The following is a 16,729-nucleotide window of genomic DNA, read 5'->3' on the forward strand; positions in this document are numbered from 1 at the left end:
GGCCCGTACGAGCAGGAGCGCCATGGCCGAGCACCGGCAGGGAACCGAGTCGGACGACGAAGCCGTATCGCGAGCGAGAGCGTTCAAGTGGGCATCGGCTCCCATCGACGCACACGGATCGGGTCGCGTCGCAGCAAGGGCCGTTCGACGAGGGCGTACGAGGCCAGGGCCGCCACGGCCGTCGCCGCGAGGCCGGCGGGAAGCAGCCGGTCGCCGTGCACGCCGAGGTCGGCGAGCAGCCGGATGACGGGGTAGTGCCACAGGTACATCCCGTAGCTGAGGTTGCGTCCGACCCAGGCCGGCGCGGACGTCGACAGCAGACGGGTGGGCCATGACCGCGGGCACAGGTCGAGTGCCGCCACCACCGTGGCCGACACCACGGCGGTGGCCAGGAACCCGACCGTGTACCAGACAGGGTTCCATCGGCTCGCTCCGGTGATCGGGATCTGCCAGGCGATCAGCCCGAGCAGTGCGAGCGCGGGCCCGCACAGCCGTCCCGCCCAGCGGCGCAGCAGCGCCAGCCGGGGGTCGTCCGCCCGCAGTCGGGCCAGGACGACGGCCAGCAGAGCCCCCACGAGGAGCTGGTCGGCGCGCGTGTCGGGGCCGTTGTAGATGCGGTGCGCCGCCGTCGGGTCCCAGAGCATCGTCCGCCAGGTCACCGGCAGCACGCACAGCACCGCGACCCAGACCAGCACGGTCCGCGCCGCCGCGCGTCGCAGCAGTACGAGCAGCACGAGCGGCCAGGCCAGATAGAACTGCTCCTCCACCCCCAGGGACCAGGTGTGGGCAAGTGAGGTGGTGAGGTCCGAGTACGGCCCGGCCTCCCCCGCCCGTACGAGATTGACCACCGATACCGCGGCCAGCGCCGCCGCCGCCCACGCACCGTCGAACAGCGGCAGCGGAAGCGCCACGGACAGCAGAGCGGTGACCGCACACATCGCCAGCATGGCGGGCCCCAGCCGCCGCCACCGCCGCCGGTAGAACGCCCCCAGACCGATGCGACCGGTACGGGCGTACTCGGCGACCAGCAGCCGGGTGATGACGAATCCGCTGAGCGTGAAGAAGACGTCGACGCCCACCGACCCTCCGGGCACCAGGTCCGGCCCCACGTGATACACGATCACCAGCACCACGGCGACCGTCCGCAGTCCGTCCAGCCCCGCCACCCGCCCACCCCGCGGCGCCGACGAAAAGCCCCGCCCCGCATGTCTGCGCGGTTGCGCCGATGAGGGGGCGAGCGAAGGCTCCGCTCGCACACCCGGGCTCTGCTCCGTGGCCTCGTCCACCGTGCTCGCATGTGGGGTGCTCATAACGGCCGCGTCTGCCCAGGTGCGGCGGGGTCACACAATTTCTCATCCTCCCCTCATGGCCGGGGCGGCGTCCGGCCGCACGGGGGCGTGGGCGAGACTTGCCCGGTGGCACGCACAGACGAGACCGCGCAGGACGCACCGAACGCATCCGCATCCGACACGGCGCCGAGCCCCCAGCCTCCACCCGGGCAAGCCCCTTGGCCCGGTGCGCGGATGCCGCGCTGGCTGCCGCGCGCCATGGTGCTCGCGCTGGCCCTGGTCGCCGTGTTCCAACTGGCCGACTGGGCCTTTCACCAACTCCTCGGCCTGCTGCTCAACATCCTCATCGCGTTCTTCCTCGCGCTCGCCATCGAGCCCGCGGTGAGCCGGATGGCCGCCCGGGGAGTCCGCAGAGGACTGGCGGCCTTCCTGGTCTTCCTCGGCCTCGTGGTCGTGACGGCGGGTTTCGTCACGCTGCTCGGCTCCATGCTCGCCGAGCAGGTCATCAAGATCGTCGAGGATTTCCCGGCCTACCTCGACTCCGTCATCAGCTGGATCAACACCCACTTCAACACCCAGTTGAGGCGCGTGGACGTCCAGGAGGGCCTGCTCCGCTCCGACTGGCTGCGCAACTACGTCCAGAACGGCGCCACCGGTGTCCTGGACGTCTCCGCCCAGGTCGTCGGCGGCCTCTTCCAACTGCTGACGGTCACTCTGTTCGCGTTCTACTTCGCCGCCGACGGCCCCCGCCTGCGCCGCGCGCTCTGCTCCGTCCTGCCGCCCGCCAAACAGGCCGAAGTGCTGCGCGCCTGGGAAATCGCCGTCGACAAGACCGGCGGCTACATCTACTCACGCGCCCTGATGGCGCTCGTCTCGGGCATAGCGCACTACATCCTGCTGGAGTCGTTGGGCGTTCCCTACGCGCCGGTGCTCGCCGTGTGGGTGGGCCTGGTGTCGCAGTTCATCCCCACCATCGGCACCTATCTCGCGGGCGCCCTGCCCATGCTCATAGCCTTCACGGTCGACCCCTGGTACGCGCTGTGGGTGCTGGTGTTCGTCGTGATCTACCAGCAGTTCGAGAACTACGTGCTGCAGCCCAAACTGACCGCCAGGAGCGTCGACATCCACCCGGCGATCGCCTTCGGCTCGGTCATCGCCGGCACCGCCCTCCTCGGAGCCGCCGGCGCCCTGATCTCCATCCCCGCGGTCGCCACGCTCCAGGCGTTCCTCGGGGCGTACGTGAAGCGCTACGACGTCACGGACGACCCTCGCGTCGAAGGCCGCCGGAGCAGGGGCTCCGGTACGGGTGCCGGTGGGCGCGGCAGGAGGTGGCCGAGGCAGCGGGCCGCAGAACCGGCACCCGCCGCCTCGGCAGAGCGCTCCTCAGAGGCGGACGGCGAGCAGCCCCCGGTCGGGGAGCCTTCGTCCACCGTCGACAGCGCCCGTCCGTGACCGCTGTCGTCCAGCCGGCCGGGTGCCGCCATCGAGGAGGGCCGGGGCCTGTCCTCGACGGCGGCGGTCAAGCCGGGACGGACTGCCGTCCGATGCCTGCCTGGCGGCCCGGCCTCACTTCAGGTGCCGGCCGAAGAACCGGTTCGCGTCCTCCCCCTCGAACCAGGGGGTGCCGGTGTGTCCGCCCATGTTGGCGTGCAGCGTCTTCTCCTTGGTGCCGAAGGCCTCGAACAGGTCCAGGGCGCGCTGCCGCGGGTTGCCTTCGTCGTCCCACTGCAGCAGGAGCAGCAGCGGAATGGTGACCTGGCGGGCCTCCTCGCGCTGGGCGCGGGGCACGAACCCCCCGGCGAAGAAGCCGGCGACCGTGATGCGCGGCTCGACCACCGCCAGCCGGATACCGAGGGCCATCCACCCGGAGTACCCGACCGGGCCGCCGATCTCGGGCAGCGCCAGGAGGGCGTCCAGAGTCGTCCGCCATTCCGGGACCGCGTTCTCGACCAGCGGGCCGACGAGGGATTCGAAGATCTCGTCGACCGGCTCGCCGGCCTGCATCGCCCGGCGCAGGTCGGCGCGGGTCTGCTCGCCTGCGGCAGAACGGGGCCGGTCGCCGCACTCGGCGGCGTCGATGGTGGCCACCGCGTAGCCGTTCGCCGCGGTGTGCCGGCCCCGGGCCACCAGCCGGTCCTGGCTCCTGGGCAGCCCGTTGTTGTGGGCCATGAGGATCAGCGGGACCGGTTCGGTGGATTCGGGGGTCCACAGGGTGCCGGGGATCTCGCCGAGGGTGAATTCGCGTTCGAGGACGCCTTCGTCGAGGCGCTGCTCGGAAGTGAATCGCATGGTCGTGCCTTTCGGGAATGCGCTGGAACGGCGCTCCCGGACGACCTATCGTCCGACCGCGGCCCCGGAGGGGAGCACCCATGTCGATACTGCGTTCACGGGTACCACCTCCTCGTCTCTGGCACGGCCTCCGCGAAGGTAGCAGCGGCCGCCGCGGTCCGCCAACGGGTTTTCGCGAGAGTGCCGCGCTCTCATCCGGCTCCCTGGTGCGTGGCGTCGTTCCCCAGGTCGATGACGAGGCGGATGACGAGTTCGTCGTCGACGAGGCGGGTGCGGTCGCCGATGATCCGGTTGAGGTGGTCGACGCCGGGCTCCAGGGTCAGCACGTGGGTGAGGAGCGGGTCGGCGGTGGTGTCGGTGCGCAGGGCTTCGGCGGCGGCGAGGAGTTGGGGGTTGGTGACGCCGCGGTTGCCGCTGAGGGTGACGCGCAGGCCGGGGCGGGTGAAGGTGGTGGTGGCCGGGGGCCAGGGGCCGCCGGTGTTGGCGCGGCGGACGCCGTCGAGGTCGACGCCGGGCAGCAAGGGGGTGGTGGCGCGGGGCGGGACGCCGCCGAGGGGGTGGATGGCGACCAGGCGCTCGCCGAGGGCGGTGACGGCGGCTTCGACGGCGGGGACGGTTCCGCCGCGGTGGGTGGTGACGAGGAGCGCGGCGGTGCCGGTGACGTGCCGGTCGAGGGGGTCGGAGTCGAGGACGCTCACCGCGTGAGGGGCGTGGGTCTGGGTCCATTTGAGGCCGGCCTCGGTGCGGTGGACCACGACGACACGGACCGTGGGGAAGAGGAAGCGGGGCGCGAGCAGGGCGGCGAGGTTGCCGGTCAGGCCGTCGCCGTGGACGACGAGGGTGTCGGGGGCCGAGGTGGCCAGGCACGCGAGGGCGTAGCGGACGACGGCGAACGGTTCGACGAGGGTGGCGCGGGCCGCGGGGAGGTCTTCGGGGAGGTGGGAGACGAGGCCGCCGCGGACGGCTGAGGCGCCGATGAGGACGCGTTGCTGGAAGAGGCCCGGCACGTTGTGGCCGAGGAGGAAGGACGGGTCGCCGGGGTGGGTGGGGTTGACGAGCACCCGGTCGCCGGGGGCGAAGCCGACGGTGCCGCGTCCGGCGGCGACGACTCGGGCGGCACCCTCGTGGCCGACGACGGGTGAGGGGTCGTCGCGGTCGCCGCGCAGGATCTGGATGTCGGTGCCGCACAGGCTCACGTGCTCGGGTGCGAGCAGGAGTTCGCCCTCGCCGGGGTCCGGGGTGGGGACCTCTTCGATACGGCAGGTGGTGCCGTGGCGGACGATCGCGCGGTGGGTGGCCGTGGCCGGCATGGGGTCCTTCCGGAGGGGCTGGCGGTTCAACAGGGCTGGTCTCAGTGTTTGGTGACGGTCAGTGCGCCGTGGGAGAGCGCGACGGCGCCCGCCAGGGGATCCACCTCGCCGGGGCGGCACAGCCGCAGAACCTCTCCCGGCCGGTCGGTGTCCCGGTCGGCGTAGCTCCGCACTTCGCTGACCTGGCGGACCAGTTCGGCGCGGTAGGCCTCGCCGAGGCCTTCCGCGTAGCCGCCGCCGATGCCGATGAGGTCGATACGGGGATCCAGGCAGCGCAGCATGCGCACGATTTCGGCGACGGGTTCCACGACGGTGGTGAGCAGCCGGAGGGCGGCGGGGTCGCCGCTCCGCAGCCGGGCGGTGAGGGTGTCGCGGATGTCCTCGGGACGTTCGATGCCGAGCGCGGCGGCGACGTGCGGCAGGGCGGGTCCGGCGGCCAGGGCGGCGACATGACCGGTGCCGCCGCAGGGGCAGGTCAGCGCGCGGACGGCCGCGGGTGCGCTGGAGACGGCCGGGAGGTGGCCGACCTCGCCCTGCATGCCGTGGGCGTCGACCGGGACGCGGTGTTCGGTGAGGTCGGCGGTGCGCAGGGCGATGCCGCTGCTCACCGTGAGGTAGACGGCCCGCCGGTGGTGGGGGCGGGCGAACCGCTCGACGAAGCTCGCGAGGCCGGCCGTGACGTCGTTGAACAGGTGCCAGCTGACGTCCGGGCGGCGGGCCATGAGCAGCGCGCGGAGCGGGACCGGCCGGTCCGGGCCACCGCCCCACAGCGGGCCCGAGCCGTGCAGCACGCCCCGCTCCTCGTCCATGGCGGCCCCGCAGGACATCGCCACCCGCGCGTCCGCCGGCACCATGTCGGCCAGGGTCTCGATCAGCTGCTCGAGAAGTGCCGCCGGGCCCTCGCCGGGCCGGTTGAGGATGCTGGGCGCGGGGAGCCGTACGGTCTCGCCGGACCCGGTCCGGATCCGCAGCCAGGTCCCTCCGAGGTCGACGGCGACCTGCGTACGTACCTGGTCCTCGCGGTCCTGGGTGACGGTCCGCGTGCTCACAGCCGTATCCCCTCTGCCGGTTCGGCGTGTGCCCGCGCCTGCCGGATCTCCAGGTGGATACGGCCGTCGCTCACGCGGGCGGTGACGGCGGTGAGGTCGTCGACGCGGTACGGGGCAGGTTCGGCGAGGGGGGCGGCGACGGCGACGGGGGTGCCGCCGGAGCGGCGGGCCGCGAGCAGTCCGGGGGCGGAGTCCTCGAAGAGGAGGCAGTCGGTGATGTCCACGTCGAGGAGGCGGGCGGCGGCACGGAAGCCCTCGGGGTCGGGTTTGCCGGCTCGGACGTCGTCGGCGCAGACGGCGACGGCGGGCAGCGGCAGTCCGGCGGCGGTGAGGCGGCGTTCGGTCATGGTGCGGGAGGCGGAGGTGACGACGGCCCAGGTGCGCGCGGGCAGGGAGGTGAGCAGCCGTCGCGCGCCCGGGATCTCGGTGACGGTGTCGGCGGTGGCCTCCTCGCGTTCCCGGATCCAGGCGACTTCGGCGCTGACGGTGGACAGGTTGGCCGCGGGGAGGAGCCCGGCGACGATGTCGGGGGCGGTGCGGCCGGGCAGCGCGGCGAGGACGGTGGCGGCGTCGAGGCGGTGGCGGTTGGCGAACGCCCGCCAGACACGGTCGATGGAGTCGGCGGAGTCGACCAGGGTGCCGTCCATGTCGAAGAGCAGGGCGCGGGCCGTCACGGCGCGCGGGGCGGTCATCCGATCTCCAGGGTGTGTGCGGCGAGCCTGATCAGTTCCAGGTCTTCCTTCCAGTGCCTGCGCAGACGCTGGTCGCCGGGGTCGGTGTCGAGGATCACGTGGTCGGCGCCGAGGTCGCGCAGGAAGGCGATGTCGGCGCGGATCTGGTCGGGGGTGCCATAGCCGAGCGGGCGGGAGTCCGGGTCGGCGGGGGTGGTGGTGGGCAGGAAGAAGATCCTCGGGGCGAACTGCTTGCCGTCCGCGAGGGCCCCGGCGGCGTGGGCGCACAGCTGCCGGCTGGGGTGGAGCGGGTGCCAGGCGGTGCCGACGCGGTTGACGCGTTCCAGGGCGCGTGGTCCGTTGCCGCCGATCCACAGCGGCGGGTGCGGGTCCTGTACGGGCCGCGGTGCGGTGTGTACCCGGTGGCCGCGGTGGGTGACGGTGTCGGAGGTCCATGCCGCGACCAGGACGTCCAGGGTGTGGTCGGTGAGGGCGCCGCGTCTGCGGAAGTCCACACCGAGGACGTCGAAGGCGCGCGGGGCCCAGCCGACGCCGACACCGACGACGAGGCGGCCGCCGCTGAGTCCGTCGATGGTGGCGGTGGCCCGGGCGAGCGCGATCGGGTGGCGGTGGGAGGCGATGAGGACACCCGCGCCGAGACGGATGGTCTCGGTCTGCCCGGCCAGCCAGGAGAGGGTGGCGAGGCTCTCGTGGAACGGGGCGGGCGAGCGCCGGTGGGCGTCGTCGGTGAGGGCGAGGTGGTCGGAGACCAGGACGGTGTCGAAGCCCAGCTGTTCGGCCTCGCGGGTCCAGGCGAGCATGCCCTCGGGCGTCATCTGGGGGCCGAAGTTGGGCAGGTTGATGCCGAATTTCATGGGGTCACCGGCTCGGGGAGGGTGAGTCCGAAGGCGGCGTGGTGCGCCGTGGGGGCCGGCTGGGGCTGGGCGTGGAGTTCGAGCAGGTTGCCGCCGAGGCGGTCCACGGAGCGCGGCGGTCGCCGGTCGGGGATGCCGTGCTCGAAGAGTTCGAGGTTGAGGGCGTCGTCGACGACGACCATGGCCATGGCCGAGGTGCCCTCGACGTCGAGGTCGAACTGGCGGCGCATGAAGGCCCGGTCGGCGGCGATCTCGGTGCGCAGGACGACCCGTGCCCGGTGGTGGGTGACGAGGTGGTCGATGGTGGCGTCGAGGCTCTGGACGCTGTAGCCGGTGTGGTCCAGGCCGAGCAGGGTGGGCAGGGGCGCGTCGTCGGCCGGCCGCTGGTCGTGGTGGAGGCGTTCGGCGGTGGTGTCGGCGTACCCGGGGACGTCGGGCCACTGCTGCAGTTCGAAGAGGGTGCCCCAGGGGGAACGGAAGTAGATCCAGCGGTTTCCGCGGATCGGGCCCTCGGGGATGGTGATGATGTCGCCCAGGACGTCGACTCCCGGGAGCTGTTCCAGGTGGGCGACGGCCGCCTCGATGTCGCCGACGCGCAGGCAGAGGTGGTTGGTGCCGATGTCGACCAGCCGGGGCGGGGTGTCGTGGGTGCTGTCGGGCGCGGTCGGTACGAGGCGTACCTCGATGCCGGGAGAGAACGAGACGACGCCGGCGCCGCCGTCCCGGTCCACGGCCGAGGGCCCGGCCAGTTCCGCGAGGAAGGCGGTGGCCTCCTCGACGTCCGGTACCGCCACCGTGATCCGGTGGGCCGGCGGGCGGGTGCCGGGGGGTGAGGTCAGGGGGGTGTCTTGGGCCGTGGTCATGTGGGGGTTCCTTCGGGGAGCGGGGTCGGGGCCGGGGGTAAGCGTCTGCCGGTGGCCTTGGCCGGGCTCCGGACGGTGAGCGGCCTCGGGTGCGGGTGGGTCACGGCAGGAGCAGGACCTTGCCGCGCAGGCCGCCCGCGCTGAAGTCGTGGTGGGCGCGGGCGGCGTCGGCGAGCGGGTAGCGGCGGCCGGTCGGCACCGTGAGGCGGCCTGCGGCGACCAGGTCGCTCAGGGTCTGGAGCTGGTCGCCGTTCTCGTCGACGTAGCTCTTGCCGGGAGTGATGCCGCGCTCGGGGGCGGGCTGGGGGTTGTCGTCGATGGAGACGAACTGGCCTGCGTCGGCGACCGCGCGGATCGCGGCGGCCACGCCCGCGGTGTCGACGACAGCCGTGTGGGTGGCGTCGGGGAGATCCTCGGTCCGGGTGTGCACGGTGCCGACGCCGAGGTCTCGCAGGGACGCGATGTCGCCGGTCCGGGCCAGGGCGTCGACCGGGTGTCCGGCGGCGAGCAACAGCTGGACGGCGATCCGGCCGACCGCGCCGGCGGCGCCGGTGACGAGTACGGGTGCGCCGGCCGGCAGCGTGAGCTTGGCCAGGGTCTGGACGGCGGTCAGTCCGGCGAGCGGGAGGGCGGCGGCCTCCTGCAGCGGAAGGCCGGCCGGGGCGTGGGCGAAGAGGCGTGCGTCGGCGGTGACCTGTTCGGCATAGGTGCCGTAGCGGTGGGCCGGCTGGGCGACCATGCCGATGACCTGCTCGCCCACGGTGAACCGGGTGACCTCGCTGCCGGTCTCGGTGACGACGCCGGAGACGTCCCAGCCGGGTACGGACGGGTAGGTGAGGTTCAGGGTGAGGAAGCCGGAGCGGGTCTTGAGGTCGACCGGGTTCACGGCGGCCGCGGTGACGGTGACGCGGATGTCCTGCGGTCCGACGGGCAGTTCGGGTACCTCGTCGAAGGCCAGGACGTCGGGGTCGCCGGTGCGGTGGAAGGTGATGGCTTTCATGCCGGCGAGTTCTCCTTCGGAGCGACGGTGGTGAAGGCGTGGCGGGCGTTGGCCTCCGCCGCGGTCAGCGCGAGTCCGCCGTCGGCGAGGACCGAGGTGCCGGTGAGGTAGCCGGAGCGGGGTCCGGCGAGATAGGCGATGAGCGAGGCGATCTCCTCGGCTCCGGCCGGGCGGCCGAGCGGGATGTCGGGGCGGGAGATCGACCGGTAGGTGGCCTCGTCGTGGACGCCGTTCATGGCGGTGGCGGTCTCACCGGGGGCGACGGAGTTGACCCTGATGCCGTACTGGCCGAACTCCAGGGCGAGAACCTTGGTGATCATGCCCAGGGCGGCCTTGCTGGCGCAGTAGAGCGCGCCGCCGGTGATGGGGACGGTCTCGTGGACGGAGGTGACATTGACGATGCTGCCCCGGACGCCCCCACGGATCATGTGGTGGCCCACCGCGGAGGCGAGTGTCATGGGAGCGAGCGTGTTGATCGCGAACACCTCGTCGGCCCGCTTCAGTTCCAGGGCGTCGGCGGCGCTGCGGTCGTTGATGCCGGCGTTGTTGACCAGGCAGTCGATACGTCCGGCCCGCTCGACGGCGGCCATGCAGCTGTCGACGGCGGCTTCCGGGTCGCGCAGATCGGCCCGGACGGGAACGCACTCGGCGCCGGTGGTGCGCCGCAGTTCCTCGGCGACCTGGCGGATCCGGTCCTCGCCGGTGGCGTAGCCGAGAAGCAGCCGGTGGCCGGGGCCGGCGAGTGCCCGGGCGGTGGCCCGGCCGATGCCGCTGCTGGCGCCGGTGATCAGTGTGGTGTGCAGGTCAGGCAACGCTCAGCACCACCTTGGGCCGGGTCCGGCCGTGCTGGAGCACGTCGAAGGCGCGGGCGACCTCGGCGAGCGGTATCACCTGGTCGACGAGACCGGCGGCGAGTTCGTCGACGAGTGCGACGGCGCGGGCGTAGTGGTCGACGCCGTGCCGGACTCCGGCGATGCGCAGGCCGTCCAGGGTGATCCGGGCGGCGTCGACGGTCTCGGCCTGTGCGGGGACGCCGACCAGCAGGCACAGGCCGCCGGGGCGCAGCCGGTCGAGCGCGGCGTTGAGGGTGCCGGGGGCGCCCGAGCACTCCAGGACGAGGTCGTAGCCGGTGGGGGCGTCGTCGGTGCGGGTGACCCGGTCGCGGTAGCTGCCGGCCGGAAGGTGGCCGACGGTGCCGGGTTCGGCGATGTCGACGGTCACCGGGTACCGGGCGAGGACGGCGGCTGCGAGGCTGCCCATGGTGCCCGCGCCGATGACCATGATCTGGTCCCCGGGCCGCGGGTCGGCCGCGTGGACCGCCTCCAGGACGGTGACCAGGGGTTCGACCAGGACGTGTTCCGGGCGCGGTTGCTCCGTGCCGGGGCCGAAGGGGACCAGGGCGTGGCGGGGCATGACCAGGTACTCGGCGGCGGCTCCGGTCCAGCCGTACAGGCCGACTTCACGCAGCTCGGTGCACAGGTTGCGGTGGCCGGCGGCGCAGGAGCGGCAGGACTGGCAGGGGATCATGGTGGAGCCGGTGACCACCTCGCCGTGGCGCAGTCCGGTCACGCCGGGGCCGAACTCCTCGACGGTGCCGGCCCATTCGTGGCCGAACCGGTGCGGGAAGGTGGCGCGTCCGTCGGCGAGGTAGGGGGAGGTTCCGTGCAGGAGCTCCAGGTCACTGCCGCACAGGCCGACGTAGGCGATCCTGACCAGGACCTCGCCGGGTCCGGCGGCCGGTCGGTCGGTCTCCACCAGCGTCGCGGTGTGCGGTTTGTCGATGACGGCGGCCCGCATCAACGGCCCTCACCTGCTGCCAAGGTGCGGCGGGTGCCCAGAACGAGGGCGAGGACGGCTGCCAGGGCGAGACCGGCGCCGACCGCGGGCAGCGTGGCCAGCGAGGCGCCCAGGGAGAGGGTGGCCGAGCCGATCCAGGCGCCGGCGGCGTTGGCGAGCTGGAAGCCCGCGATGTTGACGGTGGCCGCGAGGTTGGGGGCCTCACTCGCCGCGCTGATCAGTTTGGAGGCCAGCGGCGGGATGATCGAGAAGCCGGCGGCGCCGAGGACGAAGAGCCAGGGTGCGGTGAACCAGGTGCTCGAGCCGAAGAGTGCCAGCAGGCCGAGGGCGACGGTGAGCGCGCCGAGCGCTACGAGCAGGGTGCGGTCGATGGAGCGGTCGGCGAAGTGTCCGCCGAGCTGGTTGCCGACCACCGAGCCGATGCCGAAGACGAAGAGGAGCAGGGTGACGTGGCCGGACGAGAAGCCGGTGTAGTCGCGGAGGTAGGGCGCGATGTAGGTGAAGACGACGAACAGGGCGGCCTGGCTGAGCGCGGTCAGGGTGAGCGCGGCCCACACCGCGGGGCGGGTGAAGACGGTGAGTTCGGCGGAGATCGATCCGGCCGGGCGGGCGGGGGCGCGCCGGGTGACGGCCACCAGGCCCACGGTGACCAGGGTCTGGAAGACGGCGACCACCACGAAGGAGGTCCGCCAGCCGAACTCGCCGCCGATCAGGGTGCCGAGCGGTACGCCGAGCACGGTGGCCAGGTTCAGGCCGAGGGAGACCCGGGCGATCACCCGGCCCTGGAACTCCGGCGGCACCAGCGAGGTGGCGAGGACCAGGCACAGGGCGAAGAAGGTGGCGTGCGGCAGGGCGGTGATGATCCGGAAGACGACCAGGAGCGCGAAGCTGTTCGCCAGTGCCGTACCGAGGGTGCCGATGACGAAGACCGCCATGGAGCCGATGATCAGGGCGGTGCGCGGCACGCGGGTGGTGACGATGGTGAGCAGCGGACCGCCGATCATCACGGTGACCGCGTAGACGGTCACCAGGAGTCCGGCGGTGGCGTCGGACACGTTGACGTCGCCCGCGATGTCCGGGAGGACGCCGGCCACGAGGTACTCGACGGTGCCGACGCCGAAGACGGCGAGCAGCATCCACAGGACGGCGGCGTTGGTGCCCGTCGCTGGTGCGGGCGTTGGCGTCTCGGTGCTGGTGGTGGCGGTCAACGGACGCTCCCCTTCTTCTCGTTCGTGTCGTTGGTGGGTGCGGGCGCGCCGGTGTACTCCAGGACGGCGCAGCCCCAGGTGAATCCGACGCCTATGCCGGTGAGCAGCAGCCGGTCGCCCGGGTTGAGGGCACCGGAGCGGCGCAGCAGGTCGAGGCCTACGACCGGGTCGGCGGCGCCGGTGTGCCCGATCTCCCAGCCGCGTGCGGCCAGCGTCTGGTCGGCGTCGATCTTCAGCGGGCCGAAGCACTGCTTGCGCAGCAGGATCCGGCCGAAGTTCGGCACCAACCAGTGGGCGATGTCGGAGTGGGCGGTGTCGGCGTCGGCGAGCGCGGTCTCGGCGCAGCGTGACAGGGCGGCGGTGTTGCGGGTCCAAAACTCCTCGGTGCTGCGGGTCTCGGCGAATGCGGCGACCCGCTGGCGCAGGTCGATGGGGGCGCCGGAGCCGTAGTAGGGCATCGCCATCGAATCGTTTCCGCGGTGCATCCGCTCGAGCAGCGGGTCGCTGACCACGGAGGTGGACAGGATCCGGAAGGGGCCGCCGTCGTGGCCGAGGACCAGGGCGCCCGCGCCGTCGCCGTAGACCAGTCCGCTGTCGGAGGCCCAGCGGTCGAAGAGCGGCAGCTGCCAGGCGTCGGAGGCGGTGACCATGCCCTTGCCGGAGCCCGCGCACCAGCGTCCGACGAGTTCCATGCCGACGACGGCGCCCGCGCAGGCGGTGCGTATCTCGATCGGTATGCATTCCTCTATGCCGAGCTCGCTCTGCAGATAGGCGCCGCAGTTCCAGCCCTCCAGGCCGTTGTGCAGCACCACCGCATGGACCAGGACATCGATGTCGGCGGGGTCGGTCCCGGCGTCCGCGAGGGCGGCGTGTCCGGCGGCCGCCGCCATCTCGGGGGCGCTCTCGCCGCGTTCGGGGCGGGCCACGGCTGCCGACACCTGTCCGGTCTTGCGGTGTTCGACCTGGCTGTACCGTCCCGCGGCCACCATCTCGGCGGCGAACTCACGTTCCTCGGGCAGATAGGAGCCGAAGCCCTCGACGTAGAGGCTCTCCCACTTCACGCTGCCTCACCGGCCCCGACGAGTCCGGCCTCGGAGGCGAAGTTCTGCCCCGTTCGCCGTCGTGCGGTGTCGAGTTCCTTGAGCGCGGTGTCCAGTTCCTCGGGGGTGACGTCGTTGACGAACCGGTGGTGGCCGATGCCGACCGGAAGCGGCAGCCGCTGCTGCCCGTCGCGGTGGCGCACCGTGTCGGCGAGTGCGCCGTCCAGGATTCCCGGCCGGGCCAGCACCTCGGTCCACAGCGGCAGTCGCAGCCGGTCCATCAGCGCCAGTACGCGCTCGGACTGGTGCTCGGTGACATCGCCGCGCATCCGCCCCATCACGGTGGTGAGCGCCATGTCGACGGCGACCGCCTCACCGTGCAGCAGCTCCGGCAGCGCCTCCATCTCGATGGTGGGGCTGAAGGTGTGCCCGTAGTCGACGCACCGTTCCAGGCACTGTTCCCACAGATTGGGCTGGAGTTCTTCCAGCATCAGGTGGATGGCCTCGGAGACGACCCGGCGGGCCGCCGTCTCCAGGGCGGGGGTGCTGCCCTGGAAGCGGTCCTCGATCAGCAGCGGCCCGAAGTCCTCGAGGAGATCGAAGAGTTCCGCCGACTTGATGAGTGCCACCTTGAGGATCTCCGCCAGCCCGTTGGAGAGGTGACGTGCGTCGAGGGTGCTCAGGAAGGAGCGGTCCACGAAGGTCGCCACGGCCGGTGCGTAGGTGCCGAGCCGGTTCTTGCCCTGCCCGTAGTTGACCCCGGTCTTCACGCCGACCCCGGCGTCGACCAGGCCCACCAGGGTGGTGGGTATCCGTATGTAGGGGGTGCCGCGCCGGTACAGGCTGGCGGCGAGTCCGACGACGTCGAGGAGGACGCCGCCGCCGATGGCGATCACCGGTTCGCGTCTGCGGTCGATGCCGAAGTCGTTCATCGCGTCGACCACGTCCGTCACCAGGTTCCACCGCTTGACACTCTCGTCCGCGCGTACCGGAAGGAGGGTGACCGCGATGCCGTGATGGTCGAAGTAGCGGGTGATGCGCTCCCCGTGGAGTTCCTGGACGGTGGAGTCGATCACGACGAGACGCCGGTCGCCGGGTCGCAGCGCCGCGTCCGCGCAACCCGTTAACAGCAGGGTGCTGTCGGTGTCGAACAGGCCGGACGCCTCGACGACGTGGTACCGGACCTGTTTGACGGCCTCCACGGTCCAGGTGGGGGAGGCGGAGTGACGGCGGGTCAGGCCGTCGGTGTAAGACGCACTGTTGTGCATGTGGAGTCCTCACGCTGTGCAGGCATGGTGCGTCGTGGGCGGCGACCACTTTGTCGCCGCGCCTCGCTGCGCATGAAGGGTGCGGCGAGGAACCACGCCTGTTCGGCGTGCCGGTTCCCCCACCGGCTCGGCGAGACTATCATTCGTTTATCGATCGCTACATGAATAATGGATCACACCGGCGTGAAGCCGCGCTTCGGCCCGCGCCCGCGAGAGAGCACGCTCACCGACGACGTGGGAGCACCTGATGGCAGGCGTACGCGGCCAGGGCCGTAAGTTCGATCTCGACGACGCCCTGGAGAAGGCCATGCTCGCCTTCTGGCGGCATGGTTACGACGGCGCCTCCGTCGCCACCCTCACCCGGGAGATGGGGATCAACCCCCCCAGCCTGTATGCGGCGTTCGGCAGCAAGGAGGGCCTCTTCTTCGCCGCCGTCGAGTACTACAACAACGGCAGAGGCAGCTTCATGCAGCGCGCCTTCGACGAGGAGGGCCACTCCCCCGCCCTGATCCGGCGCCTGCTGTACGAGGCGGCCGACACATACACCCTCACCGACGGACCCGGCGGCTGTCTGATCATCGGCTCCGCCACCCGCGTCTCCGACGCCGCGCAGGAAGTCGCCGACCGCCTCCGCGATCTCCGCAACGCCAACATCGACCGGCTGGAGGACCACATCAGGGCCGACATCGACGCGGGCACCCTCCCGGCCCACACCGACGCCCGCGCGGTCGCCGAGTTCACCGGGGTGGTCGTTCAGGGCATGTCGCACCGGGCCCGGGACGGCGCGACGACCGAGGCGCTACGGGCGGTAGCGGGGACGGCGTGGAAGTCGGTCCGGATGCTGCTGGGTGAGACGTAAGGATCGAAGGGATCGCGCGCCGCCACGCTGCCGCGCATACCCGGATCTCCACGTTCCGTTTCCTTCTGCGAAAAGGCCCCGGGATATCAGGTGCCCACCCTCGCACTCCATGCACGTTGAACAATGTCCGGAGGGCGGGCCACAAGCACCGTGAACCGGCCAACACCCCTTCCCCTTGGGCGTATTGGGGCAGCTCAGGGGCACTCACGTCGCAAGCCGACAGCACATCGGAGGAAGTCGGCCAACGTGAGGAGAGAGGGCATTCATGCGGAGCAGAGGAGTGAAGGCGTCCGCGCTGGGAACGGCCGTCATCATGGGGAGCGTCGTCCTGACGGCCTGTGGTGACAGCGACGCGAAGGACGACAGGTCCGCGGCGACGGCGAGCGCGAGCGCCGGCGCGCAGGAGCAGGGCACGGCTGCCGTGCGCAGCGCCTACGACAAGACCGCCGAGGCCGAGACGGCGAAGATGACGGTCAAGGTGAAGGCCTCTGCGGAGGGCCGGTCGATCACGTCCGCCGGCCGCGGGGCCATCGACCTCGAGGACGGCGACAGCACCATGACCGTCACCGCCCAGGGCCAGACCATCGAACAGCGCGTGGTCGACCAGGTGCTCTATCAGGAATCCCCTGACCGGGAGAAGTCCGGCGGCAAGCCCTGGCTGAAGATCGACCTGAAGAAGGTAGCCGAACAGCAGGGTACGGACCCCGCGCAGATCGGCGATCCGGCCCAGTCCGCCGCCTACGCCAAGGCGATCACCGACGACGACGTCTCCAAGGTCGGCACGGAGAAGATCGACGGCGCCGACACCGACCGGTACAAGGTCTCGGTCGACGTGTCGCAGCTGCCCGGCGGCTCGCAGCTGCGCGAGCAGATCGGCCCGACGCTGCCCATGCAGATCTGGCTCGACGACCAGGGCCGCATCCGCCGCCAGCAGATCGACATGACCGTCAAGGCGCCGGCCTCCGCCAAGCCGGACGCGAGCTCCACGCCCCAACAGGTGAAGCTCAGCACGCTGATGGAGTACTCCGACTTCGGCACCGAGGTCGACGCCGAGGCTCCCCCGGCCAAGCAGGTGACCGACATGACCGACCAGGCACTGCGGGAAGGTCAGAAGAAGAGCTGACCCCGCGTGGGCCCGGCCGAACGACGCCGGGCCCGCGACACCCGGACCGCCCTCGGCGAAAGGTTCCGTCGGCGGTTGCCGTCGCTGG

At 71.9% G+C, this 16,729-nt stretch carries 16 protein-coding genes; 3 read left to right on the forward strand and 13 right to left on the reverse strand.

Annotated features, from left to right (window positions below; genetic code table 11):
* Nucleotides 1-83: 83 nt before the first annotated feature.
* Nucleotides 84-1,166 (reverse strand): acyltransferase family protein, encoded by a 1,083-nt coding sequence (locus OG381_RS04930; RefSeq protein ID WP_327714860.1) that lies wholly within the window; start codon nucleotides 1,164-1,166, stop codon nucleotides 84-86.
* A gap of 249 nt (nucleotides 1,167-1,415) precedes the next feature.
* On the opposite strand from OG381_RS04930, the gene OG381_RS04935 reads away from it, so the two are divergent.
* Nucleotides 1,416-2,741 carry an AI-2E family transporter gene (locus OG381_RS04935; RefSeq protein WP_443061871.1) on the forward strand — a complete coding sequence of 442 codons (1,326 nt, stop codon included), beginning with the start codon at nucleotides 1,416-1,418 and terminating at the stop codon, nucleotides 2,739-2,741.
* A 114-nt stretch (nucleotides 2,742-2,855) separates the two neighbouring features.
* On the opposite strand, the gene OG381_RS04940 is transcribed toward OG381_RS04935, so the two are convergent.
* The 12 genes from OG381_RS04940 to OG381_RS04995 form a co-directional block, all read right to left on the reverse strand.
* Entirely contained in the window at nucleotides 2,856-3,578 is a 723-nt protein-coding gene (locus tag OG381_RS04940) for a dienelactone hydrolase family protein (RefSeq protein WP_327714862.1), read from the reverse strand.
* A gap of 191 nt (nucleotides 3,579-3,769) precedes the next feature.
* Complete coding sequence (locus OG381_RS04945) at nucleotides 3,770-4,888, reverse strand: alcohol dehydrogenase catalytic domain-containing protein (RefSeq protein WP_327714863.1); 1,119 nt, start codon at nucleotides 4,886-4,888, stop codon at nucleotides 3,770-3,772.
* Nucleotides 4,889-4,929: 41 nt separating this feature from the next.
* A complete protein-coding gene (locus tag OG381_RS04950) occupies nucleotides 4,930-5,937 on the reverse strand; it encodes an ROK family protein (protein ID WP_327714864.1) in 1,008 nt (335 codons plus the stop codon).
* Complete coding sequence (locus OG381_RS04955) at nucleotides 5,934-6,629, reverse strand: HAD-IA family hydrolase (protein WP_327714865.1); 696 nt, start codon at nucleotides 6,627-6,629, stop codon at nucleotides 5,934-5,936. Before OG381_RS04955 ends, OG381_RS04950 begins: the two co-directional genes overlap by 4 nt.
* Nucleotides 6,626-7,483 (reverse strand): TIGR03619 family F420-dependent LLM class oxidoreductase, encoded by an 858-nt coding sequence (locus OG381_RS04960; RefSeq protein ID WP_327714866.1) that lies wholly within the window; start codon nucleotides 7,481-7,483, stop codon nucleotides 6,626-6,628. Before OG381_RS04960 ends, OG381_RS04955 begins: the two co-directional genes overlap by 4 nt.
* Nucleotides 7,480-8,346 carry a VOC family protein gene (locus OG381_RS04965; protein WP_327714867.1) on the reverse strand — a complete coding sequence of 289 codons (867 nt, stop codon included), beginning with the start codon at nucleotides 8,344-8,346 and terminating at the stop codon, nucleotides 7,480-7,482. The genes OG381_RS04960 and OG381_RS04965 overlap by 4 nt, the downstream gene beginning before the upstream one ends.
* A 100-nt stretch (nucleotides 8,347-8,446) precedes the next feature.
* Nucleotides 8,447-9,346 carry an NADP-dependent oxidoreductase gene (locus OG381_RS04970; RefSeq protein WP_327714868.1) on the reverse strand — a complete coding sequence of 300 codons (900 nt, stop codon included), beginning with the start codon at nucleotides 9,344-9,346 and terminating at the stop codon, nucleotides 8,447-8,449.
* Nucleotides 9,343-10,158 carry an SDR family oxidoreductase gene (locus OG381_RS04975; RefSeq protein WP_327714869.1) on the reverse strand — a complete coding sequence of 272 codons (816 nt, stop codon included), beginning with the start codon at nucleotides 10,156-10,158 and terminating at the stop codon, nucleotides 9,343-9,345. The genes OG381_RS04970 and OG381_RS04975 overlap by 4 nt, the downstream gene beginning before the upstream one ends.
* Entirely contained in the window at nucleotides 10,151-11,143 is a 993-nt protein-coding gene (locus OG381_RS04980; protein WP_327714870.1) for a zinc-dependent alcohol dehydrogenase, read from the reverse strand. The genes OG381_RS04975 and OG381_RS04980 overlap by 8 nt, the downstream gene beginning before the upstream one ends.
* Entirely contained in the window at nucleotides 11,143-12,351 is a 1,209-nt protein-coding gene (locus OG381_RS04985; RefSeq protein WP_327714871.1) for an MFS transporter, read from the reverse strand. Before OG381_RS04985 ends, OG381_RS04980 begins: the two co-directional genes overlap by 1 nt.
* The gene (locus tag OG381_RS04990; RefSeq protein WP_327714872.1) at nucleotides 12,348-13,412 is read right to left on the reverse strand and encodes a 3-oxoacyl-ACP synthase III family protein; all 1,065 of its coding nucleotides are present in this window, start codon (nucleotides 13,410-13,412) and stop codon (nucleotides 12,348-12,350) included. Before OG381_RS04990 ends, OG381_RS04985 begins: the two co-directional genes overlap by 4 nt.
* On the reverse strand, nucleotides 13,409-14,659 hold the full coding sequence (locus tag OG381_RS04995; protein ID WP_327714873.1) for a sedoheptulose 7-phosphate cyclase: 1,251 nt from the start codon (nucleotides 14,657-14,659) through the stop codon (nucleotides 13,409-13,411). The genes OG381_RS04990 and OG381_RS04995 overlap by 4 nt, the downstream gene beginning before the upstream one ends.
* A gap of 247 nt (nucleotides 14,660-14,906) precedes the next feature.
* On the opposite strand from OG381_RS04995, the gene OG381_RS05000 reads away from it, so the two are divergent.
* Both OG381_RS05000 and OG381_RS05005 read left to right on the forward strand, forming a co-directional pair.
* Nucleotides 14,907-15,518, forward strand: a complete 612-nt coding sequence (locus OG381_RS05000) for a TetR/AcrR family transcriptional regulator (protein WP_327714874.1) — start codon at nucleotides 14,907-14,909, stop codon at nucleotides 15,516-15,518.
* 265 nt (nucleotides 15,519-15,783) lie between these two features.
* Nucleotides 15,784-16,641, forward strand: a complete 858-nt coding sequence (locus OG381_RS05005; RefSeq protein ID WP_327714875.1) for a hypothetical protein — start codon at nucleotides 15,784-15,786, stop codon at nucleotides 16,639-16,641.
* Nucleotides 16,642-16,729 lie beyond the last annotated feature (88 nt).

Origin of the sequence: Streptomyces sp. NBC_00490 (genome assembly GCF_036013645.1) — a bacterium.
In the GTDB taxonomy this organism is placed as follows: Bacteria; Actinomycetota; Actinomycetes; order Streptomycetales; family Streptomycetaceae; genus Streptomyces; species Streptomyces canus_F.